The organism is Halomonas sp. NPDC076908, from assembly GCF_050269715.1.
Lineage (GTDB): Bacteria > Pseudomonadota > Gammaproteobacteria > Pseudomonadales > Halomonadaceae > Vreelandella.
Map to the genome: position 1 here is coordinate 81,075 of NZ_JBNNIW010000007.1, position 16,907 is coordinate 97,981.

Genomic DNA, 16,907 nt, shown 5'->3' on the forward strand with positions numbered 1-16,907 from the left:
GCGCGCTACACGCGTCATTACCACAGGCGCATCAGATCAAAATAGAGTGCCATCAGCATCAGGGTGCCAACCATGGCAAGCCCAATGCGTAATCCTAAAGCTTGTGTTTTTTCAGATACTGGCCGTCCACGCACGACCTCCATAAAATAATAAAGCAAGTGACCGCCATCGAGCACCGGGATGGGCAGTAAATTCAGCACCCCCAGGCTAATGGAAAGATACGCTAGAAAGCCAACAAACGCTTCCATTCCCGCTCGTGCCGAGTCGCCAGAAACTTGCGCAATGGTAATTGGCCCTGACAAATTGGAAGGCGAAATAAGCCCCACCAACATTTTCCGTATTGCGTCTACGGTTAATAGCGTCATTTCTCCGGTACGCGACAGCGCCTGTCCTACGGCCTCTATGGGGCCATAGCGGATTTCACGCTGAAACTCCTCCGGCCATTCCACTTGCTGGGCGCCTGCGCCAATATAACCAATCTCAACACCAGTCTCTAAGCTATTACGCCCTGGCGTTAAGTCGACGGTTGCCTGCTGTCCATCACGCTCAAAAGTGAGCTGCAGCGACTGCTCAGGATTACCTCGCACAATATTAACGAAGTGCATCCAATCATCCACTGGCTCACCGTCAATCGCCACCATAACATCGCCAGGCATAAGACCGGCCTGTTCTGCTGCTTCTCCGCTGACTACCTGACCTAAGATAGCGGGAAAGTCAGGCTGCCACGGGGTAATACCCAGTGTTTGCAACGGTTGTGGTGGATCTTGGCGAACTAAATAATCGGTCACCGGTAAAACGTAGCGCTGCGTATCAGTTGCCCCTTCAGGGCGCGCGTCTATACCAAGCTCCCCACTGAAACCAATAATGGATATTAGCTTCAAATTCACATCTTCCCAGGAGCGCATGGCATCGCCCTGGATAGCGACGATTTCATGACCGTGCGCTAAACCCGCCTGTTCTGCAGGTGAGTCAGACGCCACACTGCCCACCATCGGCGAGACCACGGTGGTACCCGCCACAAACAGTGCCCAGTAGGCAACGATGGCCAGTAAGAAGTTAGCAATAGGTCCCGCCGCCACAATAGCAATGCGCTGCCATACTGTCTTGCGATTAAACGCCTGATCGAGCTGATCGGCAGGTACCGGGGCTTCACGCTCATCCAACATTTTCACATAGCCACCCAGCGGAATGGCAGCTATCGCAAACTCGGTTCCCTGACGATCAACCCTGGACCAAAGCGGCTTGCCAAACCCCACCGAGAAGCGAAGCACTTTTACGCCGCAGCGACGCGCCACCCAAAAATGGCCGAACTCGTGAAAGGTCACTAACAGGCCCAACACCACTATAACCGCTAAAATATTCTGTATCAGGCCCACACTACACTCCTTAATGCCCCGCTTTTAACGACCTGCTCAGCGAATGCTTAAGCGGACCACCTGGTTACCAGCTCAACGGCTTGATCACGCGCCCACTGATCCGCGGCCAATACGCTTTCTAAACTCTCGGCACAGCCCTCAGAAGGCCGGGATAACACCTCTGTTACCAGTTGCCCAATCTCTGTAAAGCCGAGCTTGCGCTGTAAAAAAGCGTCCACCGCCACTTCGTTGGTCGCATTCAGGACAACCGGGGCTACCCCGCCTTGCAGCATAGCGTCACGCGCTAAGTTCAAGCAGGGAAAAAGAGCCTCATCTGGCGCCTCAAAATCTAGACGTGCCACTTGGAAAAGATCCAGCGATTCAACACCGGCGTCAATACGCTCAGGCCAAGCGAGTCCATAGGCAATAGGCGTGCGCATATCGGGATTACCCAGCTGCGCAATGACCGAACCATCATGATACGCCGCCATGGAGTGAATCACGCTTTGCGGGTGCACGACCACCTGGATTTGATCAGGCGTTGCATCAAATAACCAGCAGGCTTCGATAAGCTCCAGCCCTTTATTCATCAGCGTGGCGCTATCAACGGATATTTTACGTCCCATGGACCAATTTGGATGAGCACAGGCCTGCTCTGGCGTTACCTTGGCAATGTCTTCAGCCGTCCAGCCTCTAAACGGCCCGCCAGAAGCCGTTAGCAGCAATTGTCGAACGCCGTGTTTAGCAAGACCGCCGCGATGGTCGGAGGGTAGACACTGGTAGATGGCATTATGTTCGGAATCAATTGGCAGTAGTGTCGCGCCTGAACGGGAAACTGCGTTCATAAACAGCGCGCCGCTCATTACCAGTGCTTCTTTGTTGGCTAGCAGCACGCGCTTACCAGCTTCAGCCGCCGCTAGCGCTGACAGCAAACCGGCAGCACCTACGATCGCCGCCATCACACAGTCAACGCTTGGATCCCGAGCAACCTCGCATAATGCTTCTGGACCAGAATTTACCTCGGTAGGCAGCCCTGCGCGCTTAAGCTGCTGACGTAACCATGCCGCGTCGGCTTGATTATGCAGTACAGCCACTGCTGGGCGGTGCGCTAAACACTGCTTCAGTAAGGACTCTTTCGAAGTATGCGCAGTTAACGCATGGACGGCGTACCGGTCGGGGTGGCGGGCAATAACATCCAGTGTGTTAGTCCCGATAGAGCCTGTCGATCCAAGCACCGTTACACGCTGTATAGGTGATGGACTCATAGGGAGAGCACCTGAACCAGCACTTGAATGTACAACAGTGCGAATAAGGGAACTGCCGCTGTTAAACTGTCCATTCGGTCTAAAACGCCACCGTGCCCAGGCAATAACTGGCTTGAATCTTTAATGTTTCGATAGCGCTTGAGCATGCTTTCCAGCAGATCCCCAAGCACGGAAATCAGCGTTACAAGGGCAGTAACAATCAGTAGTGCGATGCCAGCGGCCACACCCAGCGGCTGCCAGAGCGCAAACGCTAGCGCCAGCAGTGACGTTGCTACCAGACCGCCAACGACACCTTCCCAGGATTTACCTGGGCTTACGCGGGGCGCGAGCTTACGCCTTCCCCAACGGCGACCAGCGAAATAAGCACCGATATCGGCAACCCATACCAGCAAAAGCACAAATAGAAGCCAAATAGCGCCGCTATCACGCAATATATTAAAGCCGACCCAGCAGGGCAACAGTACCCACAACCCCATTAACAAACGGCGTGGCGTTGCCTGCCACTGCTGACTTGCATCAGGGTATTGAGTGACCCAGTATAAATTGAGCAGCCACCCAAGCGCGGCAATCCACAGCGGCCACATGGCAAATGCAGCGCCGCTCAGCCACATCACCACCATCATTAGTGCTAACCCCGCCACTAACAAAAGGCGGTTACGCTGGCGAACTACGCCGGCCAGATTGGTCCACTCCCACGCTCCTAACAAGACCATAAGTGCAGTAAACAGTGCAAAAGCACCGCCTTGTAATCCAAACAGGCCGATTAGCGTTAAGGGAGCCAACCAGGCTGCGGTAATAATCCGCTGTCTAAGCACCTTGGGCCTCAATTTGTTCGTCTGTCATACCAAAGCGACGACGTCGCTGACAGAAGTCGTTTAACGCTGCATCAAAAGCTTCCGCGCCAAAATCAGGCCATAACAGCGGTGAAAAATGCAGCTCTGCGTAGGCCAACTGCCAGAGCATAAAGTTAGATAGCCGTTGCTCGCCGCTGGTGCGAATGCACAGATCCACCGGCGGGACATCATCAATCCCTATTGCCTTATCAAAGCAAGCTTCATCAATGGCTGAAGACGCTAGCTCGCCTGCCGCCACCTGCTCTGCCAAACTGCGAGCAGCGCGTATAATGTCCCACTGACCACCGTAATTCGCTGCAATCACCAAGTGCATACCCGTATTGTGTGCCGTCAACCCTTCAGCACGCTGGATATGCTTTTGTATCGCATGAGAAAAACCACGCTGTTCGCCAATGATGGAAAGACGAACATTACGCTCATTTAGCTTTTTGACTTCACGCTTGAGAGCCATTAAAAACAGCTCCATCAGCGCGTTGACTTCCGCCGCTGGGCGTTTCCAATTTTCACTGGAGAAGGCAAACAGGCTTAACGTTTTCACTTCACGTTCAGCGGCTCGCTGAATCACCGCACGAACGGCCTCTACCCCGGCGCGATGCCCACGAACCCCTGAAAGCCCACGCGCGCGCGCCCAGCGATTATTACCGTCCATAATGATGGCAACGTGAGCTGGCGGGGCTTCCCCGGTTAGCGAAGAAGCGTCGGCGTCGCCACGCTGTTCTTCAGGAAGCTGCGGTGACGTCATGGATTCTCGCACCAAAGATCAATCATAAAAAAACCAGCCAGAGTGTGGCAAAACGGGCAGCTTAAGCTGCCCGCGACTTAATAAAGCACAGGCTTATACCTGCATGAGGTCCTGCTCTTTTGCGACCAGCGCTTTATCAATCTCAGCGATATATTTATCGGTCAGCTTTTGAATTTCATCTTCACCTTGACGCTGATCGTCTTCGGTAATCTCTTTATCTTTTAGTAACGACTTAAAGTCGCCATTGGCGTCACGGCGCACATTGCGCACGGCCACACGGGCATTCTCGGCTTCGCTGCGCGCCTGTTTGATATAGCCTTTGCGAGTTTCTTCGGTGAGCATCGGCATCGGCACACGAATTACATTACCTGCACTTGCCGGATTCAAACCAAGATCAGACGTCATAATGGCTTTTTCGATCTTCTGCACCATGCCCTGTTCCCAAGGTGCAATGCTCAGCGTACGACCATCTTCAACGTTAATCGAGGCTACCTGGCTTAGCGGTACCGGACTGCCGTAATAATCTACAGTGACCGCGTCCAGAATGCTCGGATGAGCACGGCCAGTACGAATTTTATTGAAGTTAGTATTCAGCGCCTCAACGCTTTTTTTCATGCGCGATTCGGCATCTTTCTTAATATCGTTGATCACGTCATTACCCTCTGTATATCAGCGTGCCTTCCTTGCCACCTACTACCAGGTTCAGTAGGGCACCAGGCTTATTCATGTCAAATACCCGCACCGGCATATTATGGTCACGTACCAGGCAGATAGCGGTCAAATCCATAACACCTAACTTTTGATCCAAGGCGTCATCGTAAGAGAGCTGGTCATATTTCACAGCATCCGGATGTTTTACCGGGTCTTTATTGTAGACACCATCCACTTTGGTCGCCTTGATAACAACATCGGCGTCCACTTCAATACCGCGCAAACAGGCGGCAGAATCGGTGGTAAAAAAGGGGTTACCCGTTCCTGCAGAGAACAGTACAACATCCCCTGAAGTTAAATAGCGAATGGCAGTGCGGCGATCATAGTGTTCGACAACACCACTCATTGGGATAGCGGACATGACACGTGAACGAATATTTGAACGCTCTAAAGCATCACGCATGGCCAAGGCATTCATGACCGTCGCCAGCATTCCCATATGGTCGCCCGTTACACGATCCATCCCTGCTTCATTAAGCGCTGCGCCGCGGAACAAGTTGCCACCGCCAATCACGATACCTACTTGCACGCCGATGCCGACCAGTTGGCCAATTTCCAGCGCCATGCGGTCGAGCACCTTAGGATCAATACCAAAATCGTGCTCACCCATCAGCGCTTCGCCCGAAAGCTTGAGCAAAATACGCTTGTATTTTGACTTAGAGCTCTCTGCTTTGCCCTTCGCGGGTGCTACGTGGGGGGTAGGCTCTTGAACATCACGTGACATGGCATCTCTCCTGAGGCAGACCTGAACACAGGCAGGCGGGGCAGACCCTGAGTATAAACAAACGAATTATACAAGGGCCGTATACGCGAAGGCGTGCGCTCGCGCGCACGCCATCTTGTTTCTGAAACCTCTGACCTCAGCGACGGCCAGCCTGTTCCATAACTTCTTTAGCAAAGTCGACTTCTTCTTTCTCAATACCTTCGCCAACTTCAAAGCGCGTAAAGCCAACCACTTCGCCACCTGCTGCTTTCACAAACTCAGCAACCGATTGGTTCGGGTCTTTAACAAACGGCTGCTCAGTCAGGCTGTTTTCTGCCAGGTACTTTTTCAAGCGACCTTGAACCATCTTCTCAGCGATCTGTTCTGGCTTGCCGGCCATGTCAGGCTGCGCCAGGATAATCGCTTTTTCTTGATCAAGCTGCTCTTGGGGCATATCGGCAGGCAACGCTACGGCAGGATTGATCGCCGCTACGTGCATGGCAACGTCTTTTGCGACTTCCGAATTACCACCGGTCAGCACGGTCAGAACGCCAATGCGGCCACCGTGGACATATTCGCCCACCAGACCACCTTCGGTCGCGTTAACGACAACGGCACGACGCACACCAATGTTCTCACCAATTTTCTGAACTAGCTGCTCGCGTGCAGTTTCCAGTTCGCCGCTCATCACTGCAGCGACATCTTCGCTTTTAGCAGCGAAGAAAGCACCGGCGATTTTATCAGCGAACGCAATGAAGTTGTCATCGCGTGCGACAAAATCGGTCTCGGAGTTGATTTCGACCATTACACCGTAGCTTCCGTCTTCTGCTACGCGCGTAACAACAACACCTTCAGCTGCGATACGATCAGCTTTCTTCGCGGCTTTGAGGCCTGAATTTTTGCGCAGGTTTTCGATTGCAACTTCGATATCGCCGTCCGTTTCGGTGAGTGCTTTTTTACACTCCATCATGCCGAGACCGGTACGTTCGCGAAGTTCCTTAACCTGAGAGGCGCTGATAGCTGCCATGAGAATTCACCTCTGAAATGGTTCTATGAGAGTAAGACGCAACACAGAGTATAGGCACGATAGATGACCATTACGTATCACTCTGCGCAGCGGGACCGGCATCAAGTAACCGGAAAAATCGATCCGCCTAGGCTGTTTCCTCTAGTGCGGGAAAAAGGGGGCAGAGCCCCCTTCCTCTCGATGCGGCACATCTGCTTACCGCATCCACTACGACCATTTATTCGGCAGTAGTGTTGTCCTCAGCTGCAGCGGCCTCTTCGGTCACTTCAACAAACTCTTTAGCGTTGCCGGCTTTGGCACGATCACACGCATCAGCAATTGCTTTTACGTAGATCTGGATAGCGCGGATAGAGTCATCGTTGCCTGGGATCACGTAATCAACGCCATCGGGGTTGGAGTTAGTATCCACCACGCCGATAACCGGGATGCCAAGCTTGTTGGCTTCGTTGATTGCGATACGCTCATGGTCAACGTCGATGACGAACAGTGCGTCAGGTAGACCGCCCATGTTCTTGATGCCGCCGATAGAACGCTCAAGCTTGTCTTGCTCGCGAGTCGCCATCAAGACTTCTTTCTTGGTCAGCTTCTCAAACGTACCGTCTTCACGCATTACTTCAAGATCACGCAGACGCTTGATGGACTGGCGAATGGTCTTGAAGTTAGTCAGCATGCCGCCCAACCAGCGATGGTTGACGAACGGCTGGCCGCTACGGTTCGCTTCTTCTTTAATTACCTTGCTAGCGCTGCGCTTGGTGCCAACAAACAAAATTTTGTTGTTGGATGCCGCCATCTTCTCGACCACGTCGATCGCTTCGTTCAGCGCCGGCAAGGTGTGTTCAAGGTTGATGATATGAATCTTGTTGCGCGCACCGAAGATAAATTTGCTCATTTTCGGGTTCCAGTACTTAGTCTGGTGACCGAAGTGAGCACCTGCTTTAAGCAGGTCACGCATATTAACGTGAGACATGGTAAAACTCCTCAAACTCGGGTTAGGCCTCCACGCACCCCATGGATCCGACCGTTGACCACGTTAGACGCTGCCAGCGGCACCCGGGACCATGTGCCGGTGCATGTGTGTTTTTAAGGCTTGATGTTTTTAGTGATTAATCAAGCATCGCACTCGTTCGCGAGCACGCTGCGGATTCATTGCCCTGCCCTACTGCGTACCCCCTAGCCAGTAAAGAAGCTTGGAATCACGATTGCAGGAAAGCGCGCGGCTTTATACCATAGATCATTGCCAAGATGAAGTCGCACCCCGTTTGACGGTTTTAAATTGCGCCATTCTATTTTCCATTCAGAACCCAAATCGAGCATTCATGAACGTTCCTATCAAGACGCCTTCTGAAATCGAACACATGCGCGAAGCCGGGCGCCAAGCGGCTCGCGTTATCGAAATGATTACCCCGCATATTCAGGCGGGCATCAGCACGGGTGAAATCGACCGTCTCTGCCACGACTATATTGTTAACGAACTGGGCTCCACGCCCGCACCCCTGAATTATCATGGTTTTCCAAAAGCGACCTGCACCTCGCTTAACCATGTGGTGTGTCACGGCATTCCTGACGATGCCAAGACGCTCAAAAAAGGCGATATCATGAACTTGGATATCACCGTTAAGACCGCCGACGGCTATCACGGTGACTCCAGCGTCATGTTCGTGATAGGCGAAACGATTCAAGGCGAGCGCCTATGCCGCATCACCCAGGAGTGTCTGTATAAAAGCATTGAACGAGTGAAGCCCGGCGTTCGCCTCTCTGAATTGGCCAAAGTGATCCAGAAGCACGCCGAAGAGCATAGCTACTCAGTGGTGCGTGACTTCTGCGGTCATGGTATTGGCGCAGAGTTTCACGAAGAGCCGCAGTTTTTGCACTATGACGGTTACGCGCCGGATGCGGATATCAAACTCGCTGCAGGCATGTGTTTCACTATTGAGCCGATGATCAACGTCGGCGGTTATAAAACCAAGGTGTTACGCGATGGCTGGACCGCCGTCACTAAAGATCGCAGCCTTTCGGCCCAGTGGGAGCATACGCTACTGGTCACTGAGACTGGTGTGGAAGTGCTGACGGCGCGCAGCGATGAAGACTTCAGTTTCTTGAACAACTGATGCTTCTTCACCACTACCGGTTTGAGCCGGACACCTCGCTCTATGACCTGGACGCTTTTCGCGCCGAGCTTGCCGGCTCGCGCTCCCCGGTCGCCCCCTTCAAAGCTGCGCTACGCGAACTGCAGGCGCGCCTGGATGAACAGTTTCGAAGCGGTGCGGATATTCGAGACTTAGTGCGCGGGCGCGCCTGGTATCTTGACCAACTGCTGGCGATTGCCTGGGAGCGGCATGCCTGGCCTGATGATAGCGTGGCGCTGGTGGCAGTGGGGGGCTATGGGCGTGGCGAGCTACATCCCCACTCCGACATCGACCTTTTGCTGCTACTTGAACAGGATGACGACACCGCTTACCGCGAACCTCTGACCGCTTTTATCACTTTCTTATGGGACATTGGCCTGGAAATCGGCCATAGCGTGCGTTCGCTCAACGACTGCGAACGGGAAGCCGAAGCAGACGTCACGGTGATCACCAATCTGCTCGAATCACGCTTGATTGCTGGCCCTGAGCGGCTACGAGAAGCCATGCGCGAACGCCTTAGCGCTGAACATATTTGGCCCGCCGACCGCTTCTTCGAGGCCAAGTGGCAGGAACAAATCTCCCGCCACTATCGCTATAACAACTCTGAATATCACCTGGAGCCAAACCTCAAAAGCTCCCCAGGCGGCCTGCGCGATATCCAAATGATCGGCTGGGTGGCCAAGCGCCACTTTGGTACCGAACAGTACACCGACATCGTCGCCAACGGTTTTATGAACGACGCTGAGCTGCGCATTTTAAGTCAGGGGCAGGCGTTTTTGTGGCAGGTCCGCTATGCCTTGCATATGCTGACCGACCGAGCCGAAGACCGGCTGTTGTTCGACCACCAGCGCACCATTGCTGAAATGTTCGGCTTTCGCGACACCCCCGAGCGCCTGGCCGTTGAGCAATTCATGAAACGCTACTACCGCCATGTCACGGCGCTGGCGGGCCTTAATGACATGCTGCTACAGCATTTTGACGAAGTGATCCTACGCGGCAAAGAGGCACTCACCACCGTTAAGCTGAACGAGCGTTTTGAAACCAAGGGCGGCTATATTCAGGTGCGTTCGCGCAACCTGTTCCGCGAGCGGCCAGCGGCGATGTTGGAACTCTTCCTGCTAATGGCCAAGCACCCTGAAATCGAAGGCGTGCGTGCCGACACTATCCGGCTGATTCGCGACCATCGTCATCAAATTGACGACCATTATCGGGAAGACCCGCGCCACCAACGGCTGTTTATGGCCATTATGCGCGCACCCGGTAATGTGCCGCGCCAACTGCGGCGCATGAATCGCTACGGCATACTGGGCAAGTACCTGCCCGAGTTTGGCCGCGCCGTAGGGCTGATGCAGCACGACCTGTTTCATATCTACACCGTTGATGCCCACACCCTGCGGCTGCTGAAGTTTCTGCACGGCTTCCGCAAACCCGAAGCCAAAGGCGACTTTCCGGTGGCCGCAGCACTGATGCAGCAGTTGCCCAAGCTGGATCTGCTGTGGATGGCCGGGCTATTTCACGATATCGGTAAGGGGCGTGGCGGTGATCACTCGGAGATCGGTGCCCGGGACGTGGAGCAGTTCTGCCTGCGCCACCATGTTTCGGCACACGACACCAACCTGGTCAGTTGGCTGGTTGAGCACCACCTGCTGATGTCGATGACCGCGCAAAAGCGCGATATTAGCGACCCGGATGTGATTCGTGATTTTGCGCTGATTGTGCGTAATGAAACCCGCCTGGATTACCTTTACGTACTCACCGTTGCCGATATCAATGCCACTAACCCAACGCTTTGGAACGGCTGGCGAGCATCACTGCTGCGTCAACTGCATGCCGAAACCAAGCGCGCCCTGCGCCGTGGCCTGAACAATCCGCCGGATCGCGACGACTGGGTGCGTGAAACCCGCACCGAAGCCCGCTCGCTATTACAAACCATTGGCGTCAACCGTGAACAAATTGACCTGCTTTGGGAGTCTCTCGGAGAAGACTACTTCCTTCAATACGCGCCCAGCGAAATCGTTTGGCAGACCCAGGGCATTCTTAATCACAACCAGTCGCCGCTGCCCCTGGTACTGATTAGCGCACCTACCGCCGATATGGCCGAAGGCGGCACCAAGGTGTTTATCCATACTCGCTCAGTAGATGATCTGTTTGCCGCCACCGCCGCCGCCATGGAGCAGCTAGGCCTTTCTATCCACGATGCACGCATCGCTACCTCGCACAATGACTGGACGCTGAACACCTTTATCGTTCTCGATAGCCACGGCCAGCCCATTCGTGACCCAGGCCACATCGAAGAGATGCGCCAGCACTTGGTCGAAGAGCTTGATGACCCTGATGACTACCCGACTATCGTCACGCGCCATACGCCGCGCCAGCTCAAGCATTTCAAAGTGCCGACTGAAGTGATCATTGAGCAAGACCCGGCTAATGAACGCACGCTGCTGGAACTCACCGCCCCCGACCGCCCAGGTCTTCTGGCCCGTGTAGGGCGTATTTTTATGGAGCAGGATATTTCTCTTTCTGCGGCTAAAATTGCCACCCTGGGGGAGCGGGTAGAAGACGTATTTTTCATTACCACCAAAGCTGGCGAGCCACTGACCGACCCCGAGCGCCAGCAGCAGTTGCGCGAGCGTTTGATTGAGGTGCTGGGAGTTTAAGGTAATTCACCGCATCCCGAGACTGACGCAGAGATTGAAGTGCCAAGCCTCGGGGCCGAGGGTAGGTTTCCGCGAGGGCGCTGTGAACCCATCCATGGGCGCTACTTTCGCCATCCATGGCGAAAGACCCTCGCTTCAACCTACCCTCGATCTCGTCTATCGGGTGCCAGTAAAAGCATTCATTGCAAAATCACAATCTCGATAGGTTTGAGCCTGCACCGAGGCTTGCCTATAATCGTCGGCTTACGCCAGCCAGCCACTAACGGACACGCCATGAACGCCGACCTCGACGCCCTGCATCCCTACCCGTTTGAAAAGCTGGCTGCGCTAAAGGCAGCGCTCACACCACCCGCAGAGCTTGCCCATATTCCGCTGACCATTGGCGAGCCCCAGCACGCGCCCTATCCCGCGGCGCTTGAGGCCTTGGTAGCCCATCAATTAGAAATGGCCCGCTACCCGGCAACCAACGGCTTGCCTGCGCTACGTGAAGCCATTGCGAGCTGGGCAACCCAACGCTTCCAGCTACGAGAACTCGATAGCGAGCGGCACATCGTTCCAGTCAACGGCACACGGGAGGCGATATTCGCCTTTGTGCAAGCTGCGCTGGACCGTACCCGCTCAGCGAAAGTCGCCGTCCCCAACCCGTTTTATCAGATTTACGAAGGCGCAACGCTGTTAGCCGGGGGCGAGCCGCTCTACCTGGACTGCACGGCTGAGAACGGCTTCCGCCCCGACATTGCTGCCGTCCCCGCCGCTACCTGGCGCGATGTACAGATCGTGTTTATTTGCTCACCGGGCAACCCCACCGGCGCAGTTACCCCACTCAATGAGTTCAAGCAACTGATTGCGCTGGCCGATGAGCATAATTTTATCATCGCCTCGGATGAGTGCTACTCAGAGCTCTACCTCGACGAAGCTGCCCCGCCGCCCGGGCTATTGCAAGCCTGCGCCGAGCTGGGTCGCGATGATTATCGCCGCTGCGTCGTATTTCACTCGCTCTCCAAACGCTCCAACTTGCCGGGGTTGCGTTCCGGTTTTGTGGCCGGCGATGCGGCCTTACTCACGCCGTTTAAGCGCTACCGCACCTATCACGGCTGCGCCATGTCGCTGCCGCTTCAGCATGCCTCGATCGCTGCCTGGCAGGATGAACTGCACGTGCGAGCCAACCGTGACGCCTACCGCGAAAAATTTAGCGCCGTCACCGATGTGCTTGCCCCCGTCATGGATTTCCCAGTACCCCAAGCCAGTTTTTACCTATGGCCTGCGGTGCCGGGGGGCGACGACATTGCCTTCACTCAGCGGCTATTTGCCGAGCAGCACGTTAGCGTACTGCCGGGAAGCCTAATGGGACGCACCGGTACCAGTGGCGTTAACCCCGGCGCGGGGCGCTTACGGCTAGCACTAGTGGCTGAATTAGCGCCCACGCTAGAAGCCGCCCAGCGTATTCGCCGACTAATCGAGCGTGGTTAGTCGGCTAGCCAAATTTGCTCATGGGTTATTTAAGGAGGCTATATGCTGACGCTGTATATCATTAACACCTGCGACACCTGCCGCAAGGCGCGCAAAGCGTTAGAAGAGAGAGGCATTGCGTTCAATACTCATGACCTGCGTAAAGACGGACTTTCGGCAGATCTCCTGGCGCATATTTTAAATCGCGTCCCTCTAGAAGACGCCGTTAACAAGCGCAGCAAAACCTGGCGCGACCTCTCTCAAGAGGAGAAAGTTACTTTCGATGCAGCCCCACAGCCACTGCTCATCAAATACCCGACGCTACTTAAACGGCCGCTGCTGGAAGTAGACGATAAAACCATGTTAGTGGGCTACCGTGATGGCGATTACGACACCCTGAATGGCTAGCCACTGACACGCACTTTTCTTTTCTCCATCACTACAGGACGACCCATTATGCTGAGCTTTGCGCTTGGAATCGGCACTCAAAACACTCAGGGCGACTGGCTGGAAATCTATTACCCGGCACCGCTGCTCAATCCCTCGGCAAGTCTGGTTGCCGCGGCACAACAAGCCCTGGATGCCCCACAAGGCAACGCCGCGATTAGCTTTTTGCCGGAAGACTGCACACGCTTGGCAAAAGCGCTAGAAGCTGCCGGGCACTCTGAGCAAGCAGAGCTTGCTGAAGCGCTGTCTGCTAGCCAGCGCCCGCTGGTGGCGATGTTTCTGGAATCAGACCAAGCCCCCCAAACGGCCCCAGAGGTGTATTTAAAATTACACTTACTGTCACACCGCCTGGTTAAGCCCCATGGTTTGGATCTCACCGGCATGTTTGGCCTACTGCGTAATATCGCCTGGACGAACGAAGGCGCGATCGATATTGAAGAACTCCCTGCCCGTCGTCTTAAAGCCCGTATGGCAGGGCGTGCGCTGTCCGTCGACTGTGTGGATAAATTCCCCAAAATGACCGATTACGTAGTGCCTACCGGCATCCGTATTGCCGATACCGCTCGCGTACGCCTGGGCGCCTACCTGGGCGAAGGCACGACCGTAATGCACGAAGGCTTCGTCAATTTCAATGCAGGCACTGAAGGCCCTGGCATGATCGAAGGGCGCATTTCAGCCGGCGTGATGGTTGGCAAAGGGTCAGATCTGGGCGGCGGCTGCTCCACCATGGGTACGCTTTCCGGTGGCGGCAATATTGTCATCAAAGTGGGCGAAGGCTGCTTAATCGGCGCCAATGCAGGTATCGGCATTCCGCTCGGCGACCGCTGCACAGTGGAAGCAGGCCTGTATATCACGGCAGGCTCTAAAGTAACCTTGCTGGATGACCAGGGCCAGGAAGTCAATACCGTAGCAGCCCGTGAACTGGCCGGGCAGGATGACCTGCTATGGCGTCGCAACTCTCAGAATGGTCGTATCGAGTGCTTGACCAACAAAAGTGCTATCGCCCTGAATGAGGCGCTGCATGCCCATAACTGAGCCGGCATCGCTGTCACCGACGCTCACGCTCGCCTTTGAGCTGCTGCGTCGCCCATCGGTAACACCGGACGACGAAGGCTGCCAAGAGCTAATGATCGAGCGCTTAACCGCGCTCGGTTTTCATATCGAGCGCCTGCCGTTTGGCGATGTGAAAAATTTTTGGGCCATACGCGGCCATCATGGCCCCGTGGTGGCCTTTGCCGGTCACACAGACGTAGTGCCCAGCGGCCCCTACATCAACTGGCAGCACCCGCCGTTTGAGCCCTGTATCGATGATGACGGGATGTTGTGCGGACGCGGCGCAGCGGATATGAAAGGCAGTCTGGCCTCAATGCTGACCGCCGTTGAACGCTTTGTGACCAACCACCCAGACCACGATGGGCGTATCGCCTTTCTGATCACTTCCGATGAAGAGGGGCCAGCGGTGGATGGCACACGCGCGGTGGTTGAGCATCTACGCGAACGCAATGAGCGCCTGGATTACTGCATCGTGGGCGAGCCTTCATCTACCGAACGCCTGGGTGATGTGATTAAAAACGGCCGCCGTGGTTCGCTTGGCGGCGTGCTACACATTAAAGGCGTTCAAGGCCATGTGGCCTACCCCCACTTAGCACGCAACCCGATACATCAGGCAATGCCCGCCCTTGATGCACTGGTCAACGAGCACTGGGATGCAGGCAACGACTTCTTCCCTGCCACCAGTTTTCAGATCTCTAATCTTCGCGCGGGCACCGGCGCGACCAACGTGATCCCCGGCGATGTGGAAGTGGTGTTTAACTTTCGCTTCTCAACCGAAGTCACGTATGAAGAACTCAAGACACGCACTGAGGCTATTTTATCCCAGCATCAGTTAGAGTATCAGGTAGACTGGACGCTTAACGGCGAACCTTTCCTAACCGCTGAAGGCGAGCTTGTCGATGCGGCCATCAAAGGCGTTGAAGCAGTCACCGGCCAACGCCCAACGCTCTCCACCAGCGGCGGCACCTCGGATGGCCGTTTTATTGCTACCCTAGGCGCCCAAGTGGTCGAACTTGGCCCGCTCAATGACACCATCCACAAGGTTAATGAGCGCGTTCGCGCCAGCGACCTGGACGATTTAAGCCGGATTTATGAAGCGACGCTGCTAGCGCTGCTCACTACCGGCGAGGTAAGCGTATAATGGAGTGTTACCCCGATATTGAAATTTACCTGGCTAGTGTCTCGCTGGATGCGCTTAATGCGTGGCTAAAAAGCGCCCTAATAGCACCGCCACTTAGCCCGGCGGGCAAAGGTCAATGGAAAACCCGCGGCCAATATCAGGGCGACTGCGTACCGGTGTTGCTGGTTGAAAAGGCCGCCGATGGGTTTGCCAGCCTATGGTTCAACAGCAACCATACGCCATGGCTGACCGACCAGGACTGCGCACAACAGGCCGCTGAAGCCCTTCAAATCGAGGTGCGTTGTTCGCTTGGCGGCTGGCACCCGGGCGATGACCCCGACCGCTTTTGGCAGGTATTGCCTGGCGGCAAAGAGGGGGCTATTGAGTGGCCCGACTCTGGCCGTTAATACTCCTCTGCAGGCCTCTAAACGCAAACGACCCCGCCAAGGCGGGGTCGTTTTCTTTTCAGCGGGTCGTTAGACTCACTCAATAATACTTACATCGTCGGCCTGCAAACCACGCTCATTTTTAATCACGTGGTAACGCACAATTTGGCCTTCTGCCAACATACGCGGGCCACGGCCACGAATGGCGCGAAAGTGTACAAATACATCTTCGCCATTATCGCGGGTAATAAAACCGTAACCTTTGTTAGTATTGAACCACTTAACTTCACCCTCTTCACGGCCATCATTAGGGTCGATGATATCTTCCTCTTCATCGTCCTCCATCACAGCAGCGGCTTGAGGCTGACGCGGCGCAGGCTTAGGACGTGCCGCAAAATCTGACGCGACTGCCTTCACAGGCACCCAAGCTACCGATGCTAATGTGCCAATACACAGAACAATAAAACACCCTATGGCAACGGCAATATATACACCGCTAACACCAACTTCACTCATGGCTAACTCGCCCAATAACAGCTCGGCGAGCGCACTATCGGTTAGATGAACAATCCCCGCCAGCAGAAGTGGCGCAGGGGCGGACAGTAATATACTGATTAAGAAACAGCGAAACACAACTTTTGGGTTCATAGAAAAAAAAAGCTCTCTTGTTGTATGGGTAACAGACGAAGGACAATACCCGCACTATCAGGCCCATTCCCAATAGCACTGGCATACTACTACATAAGGTTGCAATGTTATCATGACCCACGAATTATCGCCTGCTGAGCTGACCCAACTTGTTGAATCTTTAGAAAGCCGTTTAGCCCATCAAGAGCACTGGCTGGACACGCTAGACCAAGCGGTCATCCAACAGGAGCGCCGCCTGGAGAAACTTGAGCAACTCAGTGGGCTGATGCGCGAACGCCTGCGGGAGCAGCATCAAGCACTGCAAGCACACGAGCCCCAGGGCGGCCAGCGCCTAGAAGATGATGTTCCGCCGCACTATTAAGCG

At 54.8% G+C, this 16,907-nt stretch carries 17 protein-coding genes; 8 read left to right on the forward strand and 9 right to left on the reverse strand.

From position 1 onward, the window contains the following. Positions 1-17: 17 nt before the first annotated feature. From rseP to rpsB, 8 genes are all read right to left on the reverse strand, one after another. Positions 18-1,376 carry an RIP metalloprotease RseP gene (rseP, locus tag ACQKE4_RS05960; protein WP_427387357.1) on the reverse strand — a complete coding sequence of 453 codons (1,359 nt, stop codon included), beginning with the start codon at positions 1,374-1,376 and terminating at the stop codon, positions 18-20. Between the two features lie 47 nt (positions 1,377-1,423). Beyond that, the gene (gene ispC, locus ACQKE4_RS05965; protein ID WP_427387358.1) at positions 1,424-2,620 is read right to left on the reverse strand and encodes a 1-deoxy-D-xylulose-5-phosphate reductoisomerase; all 1,197 of its coding nucleotides are present in this window, start codon (positions 2,618-2,620) and stop codon (positions 1,424-1,426) included. Then, complete coding sequence (locus ACQKE4_RS05970) at positions 2,617-3,435, reverse strand: phosphatidate cytidylyltransferase (protein WP_427387359.1); 819 nt, start codon at positions 3,433-3,435, stop codon at positions 2,617-2,619. Before ACQKE4_RS05970 ends, ispC begins: the two co-directional genes overlap by 4 nt. Continuing rightward, on the reverse strand, positions 3,428-4,216 hold the full coding sequence (gene uppS / locus ACQKE4_RS05975) for a polyprenyl diphosphate synthase (protein WP_427387360.1): 789 nt from the start codon (positions 4,214-4,216) through the stop codon (positions 3,428-3,430). The genes ACQKE4_RS05970 and uppS overlap by 8 nt, the downstream gene beginning before the upstream one ends. A 93-nt stretch (positions 4,217-4,309) precedes the next feature. Next, positions 4,310-4,867, reverse strand: a complete 558-nt coding sequence (gene frr / locus ACQKE4_RS05980) for a ribosome recycling factor (protein ID WP_290838089.1) — start codon at positions 4,865-4,867, stop codon at positions 4,310-4,312. A 4-nt stretch (positions 4,868-4,871) separates the two neighbouring features. Further along, a complete protein-coding gene (pyrH, locus tag ACQKE4_RS05985) occupies positions 4,872-5,651 on the reverse strand; it encodes a UMP kinase (protein WP_290838091.1) in 780 nt (259 codons plus the stop codon). A 136-nt stretch (positions 5,652-5,787) separates the two neighbouring features. Beyond that, positions 5,788-6,657: a translation elongation factor Ts gene (gene tsf / locus ACQKE4_RS05990; RefSeq protein WP_427387361.1), complete on the reverse strand. Its 870-nt coding sequence runs from the start codon at positions 6,655-6,657 to the stop codon at positions 5,788-5,790. 217 nt (positions 6,658-6,874) lie between these two features. After that, the gene (gene rpsB / locus ACQKE4_RS05995; RefSeq protein WP_290838096.1) at positions 6,875-7,624 is read right to left on the reverse strand and encodes a 30S ribosomal protein S2; all 750 of its coding nucleotides are present in this window, start codon (positions 7,622-7,624) and stop codon (positions 6,875-6,877) included. A gap of 349 nt (positions 7,625-7,973) precedes the next feature. Here rpsB and map point away from each other — a divergent pair, with 349 nt between their 5' ends. The 7 genes from map to ACQKE4_RS06030 all read left to right on the forward strand — a co-directional run bounded on the left by map (position 7,974) and on the right by ACQKE4_RS06030 (position 15,916). Then, positions 7,974-8,765: a type I methionyl aminopeptidase gene (map, locus tag ACQKE4_RS06000; protein ID WP_427387362.1), complete on the forward strand. Its 792-nt coding sequence runs from the start codon at positions 7,974-7,976 to the stop codon at positions 8,763-8,765. Beyond that, positions 8,765-11,440, forward strand: a complete 2,676-nt coding sequence (locus tag ACQKE4_RS06005) for a [protein-PII] uridylyltransferase (RefSeq protein ID WP_427387363.1) — start codon at positions 8,765-8,767, stop codon at positions 11,438-11,440. Before map ends, ACQKE4_RS06005 begins: the two co-directional genes overlap by 1 nt. Before the next feature lie 273 nt (positions 11,441-11,713). Further along, complete coding sequence (gene dapC, locus ACQKE4_RS06010; protein WP_427387364.1) at positions 11,714-12,910, forward strand: succinyldiaminopimelate transaminase; 1,197 nt, start codon at positions 11,714-11,716, stop codon at positions 12,908-12,910. Positions 12,911-12,952: 42 nt separating this feature from the next. Beyond that, positions 12,953-13,297: a Spx/MgsR family RNA polymerase-binding regulatory protein gene (locus tag ACQKE4_RS06015; protein WP_427387365.1), complete on the forward strand. Its 345-nt coding sequence runs from the start codon at positions 12,953-12,955 to the stop codon at positions 13,295-13,297. Positions 13,298-13,345: 48 nt separating this feature from the next. Further along, positions 13,346-14,371: a 2,3,4,5-tetrahydropyridine-2,6-dicarboxylate N-succinyltransferase gene (dapD, locus tag ACQKE4_RS06020; RefSeq protein ID WP_290838106.1), complete on the forward strand. Its 1,026-nt coding sequence runs from the start codon at positions 13,346-13,348 to the stop codon at positions 14,369-14,371. Next, entirely contained in the window at positions 14,358-15,530 is a 1,173-nt protein-coding gene (dapE, locus tag ACQKE4_RS06025) for a succinyl-diaminopimelate desuccinylase (RefSeq protein ID WP_427387366.1), read from the forward strand. The genes dapD and dapE overlap by 14 nt, the downstream gene beginning before the upstream one ends. Continuing rightward, complete coding sequence (locus tag ACQKE4_RS06030) at positions 15,530-15,916, forward strand: hypothetical protein (RefSeq protein ID WP_427387367.1); 387 nt, start codon at positions 15,530-15,532, stop codon at positions 15,914-15,916. Before dapE ends, ACQKE4_RS06030 begins: the two co-directional genes overlap by 1 nt. Before the next feature lie 75 nt (positions 15,917-15,991). Here the strand turns inward: ACQKE4_RS06030 and ACQKE4_RS06035 are convergent, their stop codons facing one another. Beyond that, a complete protein-coding gene (locus ACQKE4_RS06035) occupies positions 15,992-16,543 on the reverse strand; it encodes a cold-shock protein (protein WP_427387368.1) in 552 nt (183 codons plus the stop codon). Positions 16,544-16,655: 112 nt separating this feature from the next. Between ACQKE4_RS06035 and ACQKE4_RS06040 the strand changes: the two genes are divergently transcribed. Continuing rightward, positions 16,656-16,904 (forward strand): SlyX family protein, encoded by a 249-nt coding sequence (locus tag ACQKE4_RS06040; protein ID WP_427387369.1) that lies wholly within the window; start codon positions 16,656-16,658, stop codon positions 16,902-16,904. The last annotated feature ends 3 nt before the right edge of the window (positions 16,905-16,907 follow it).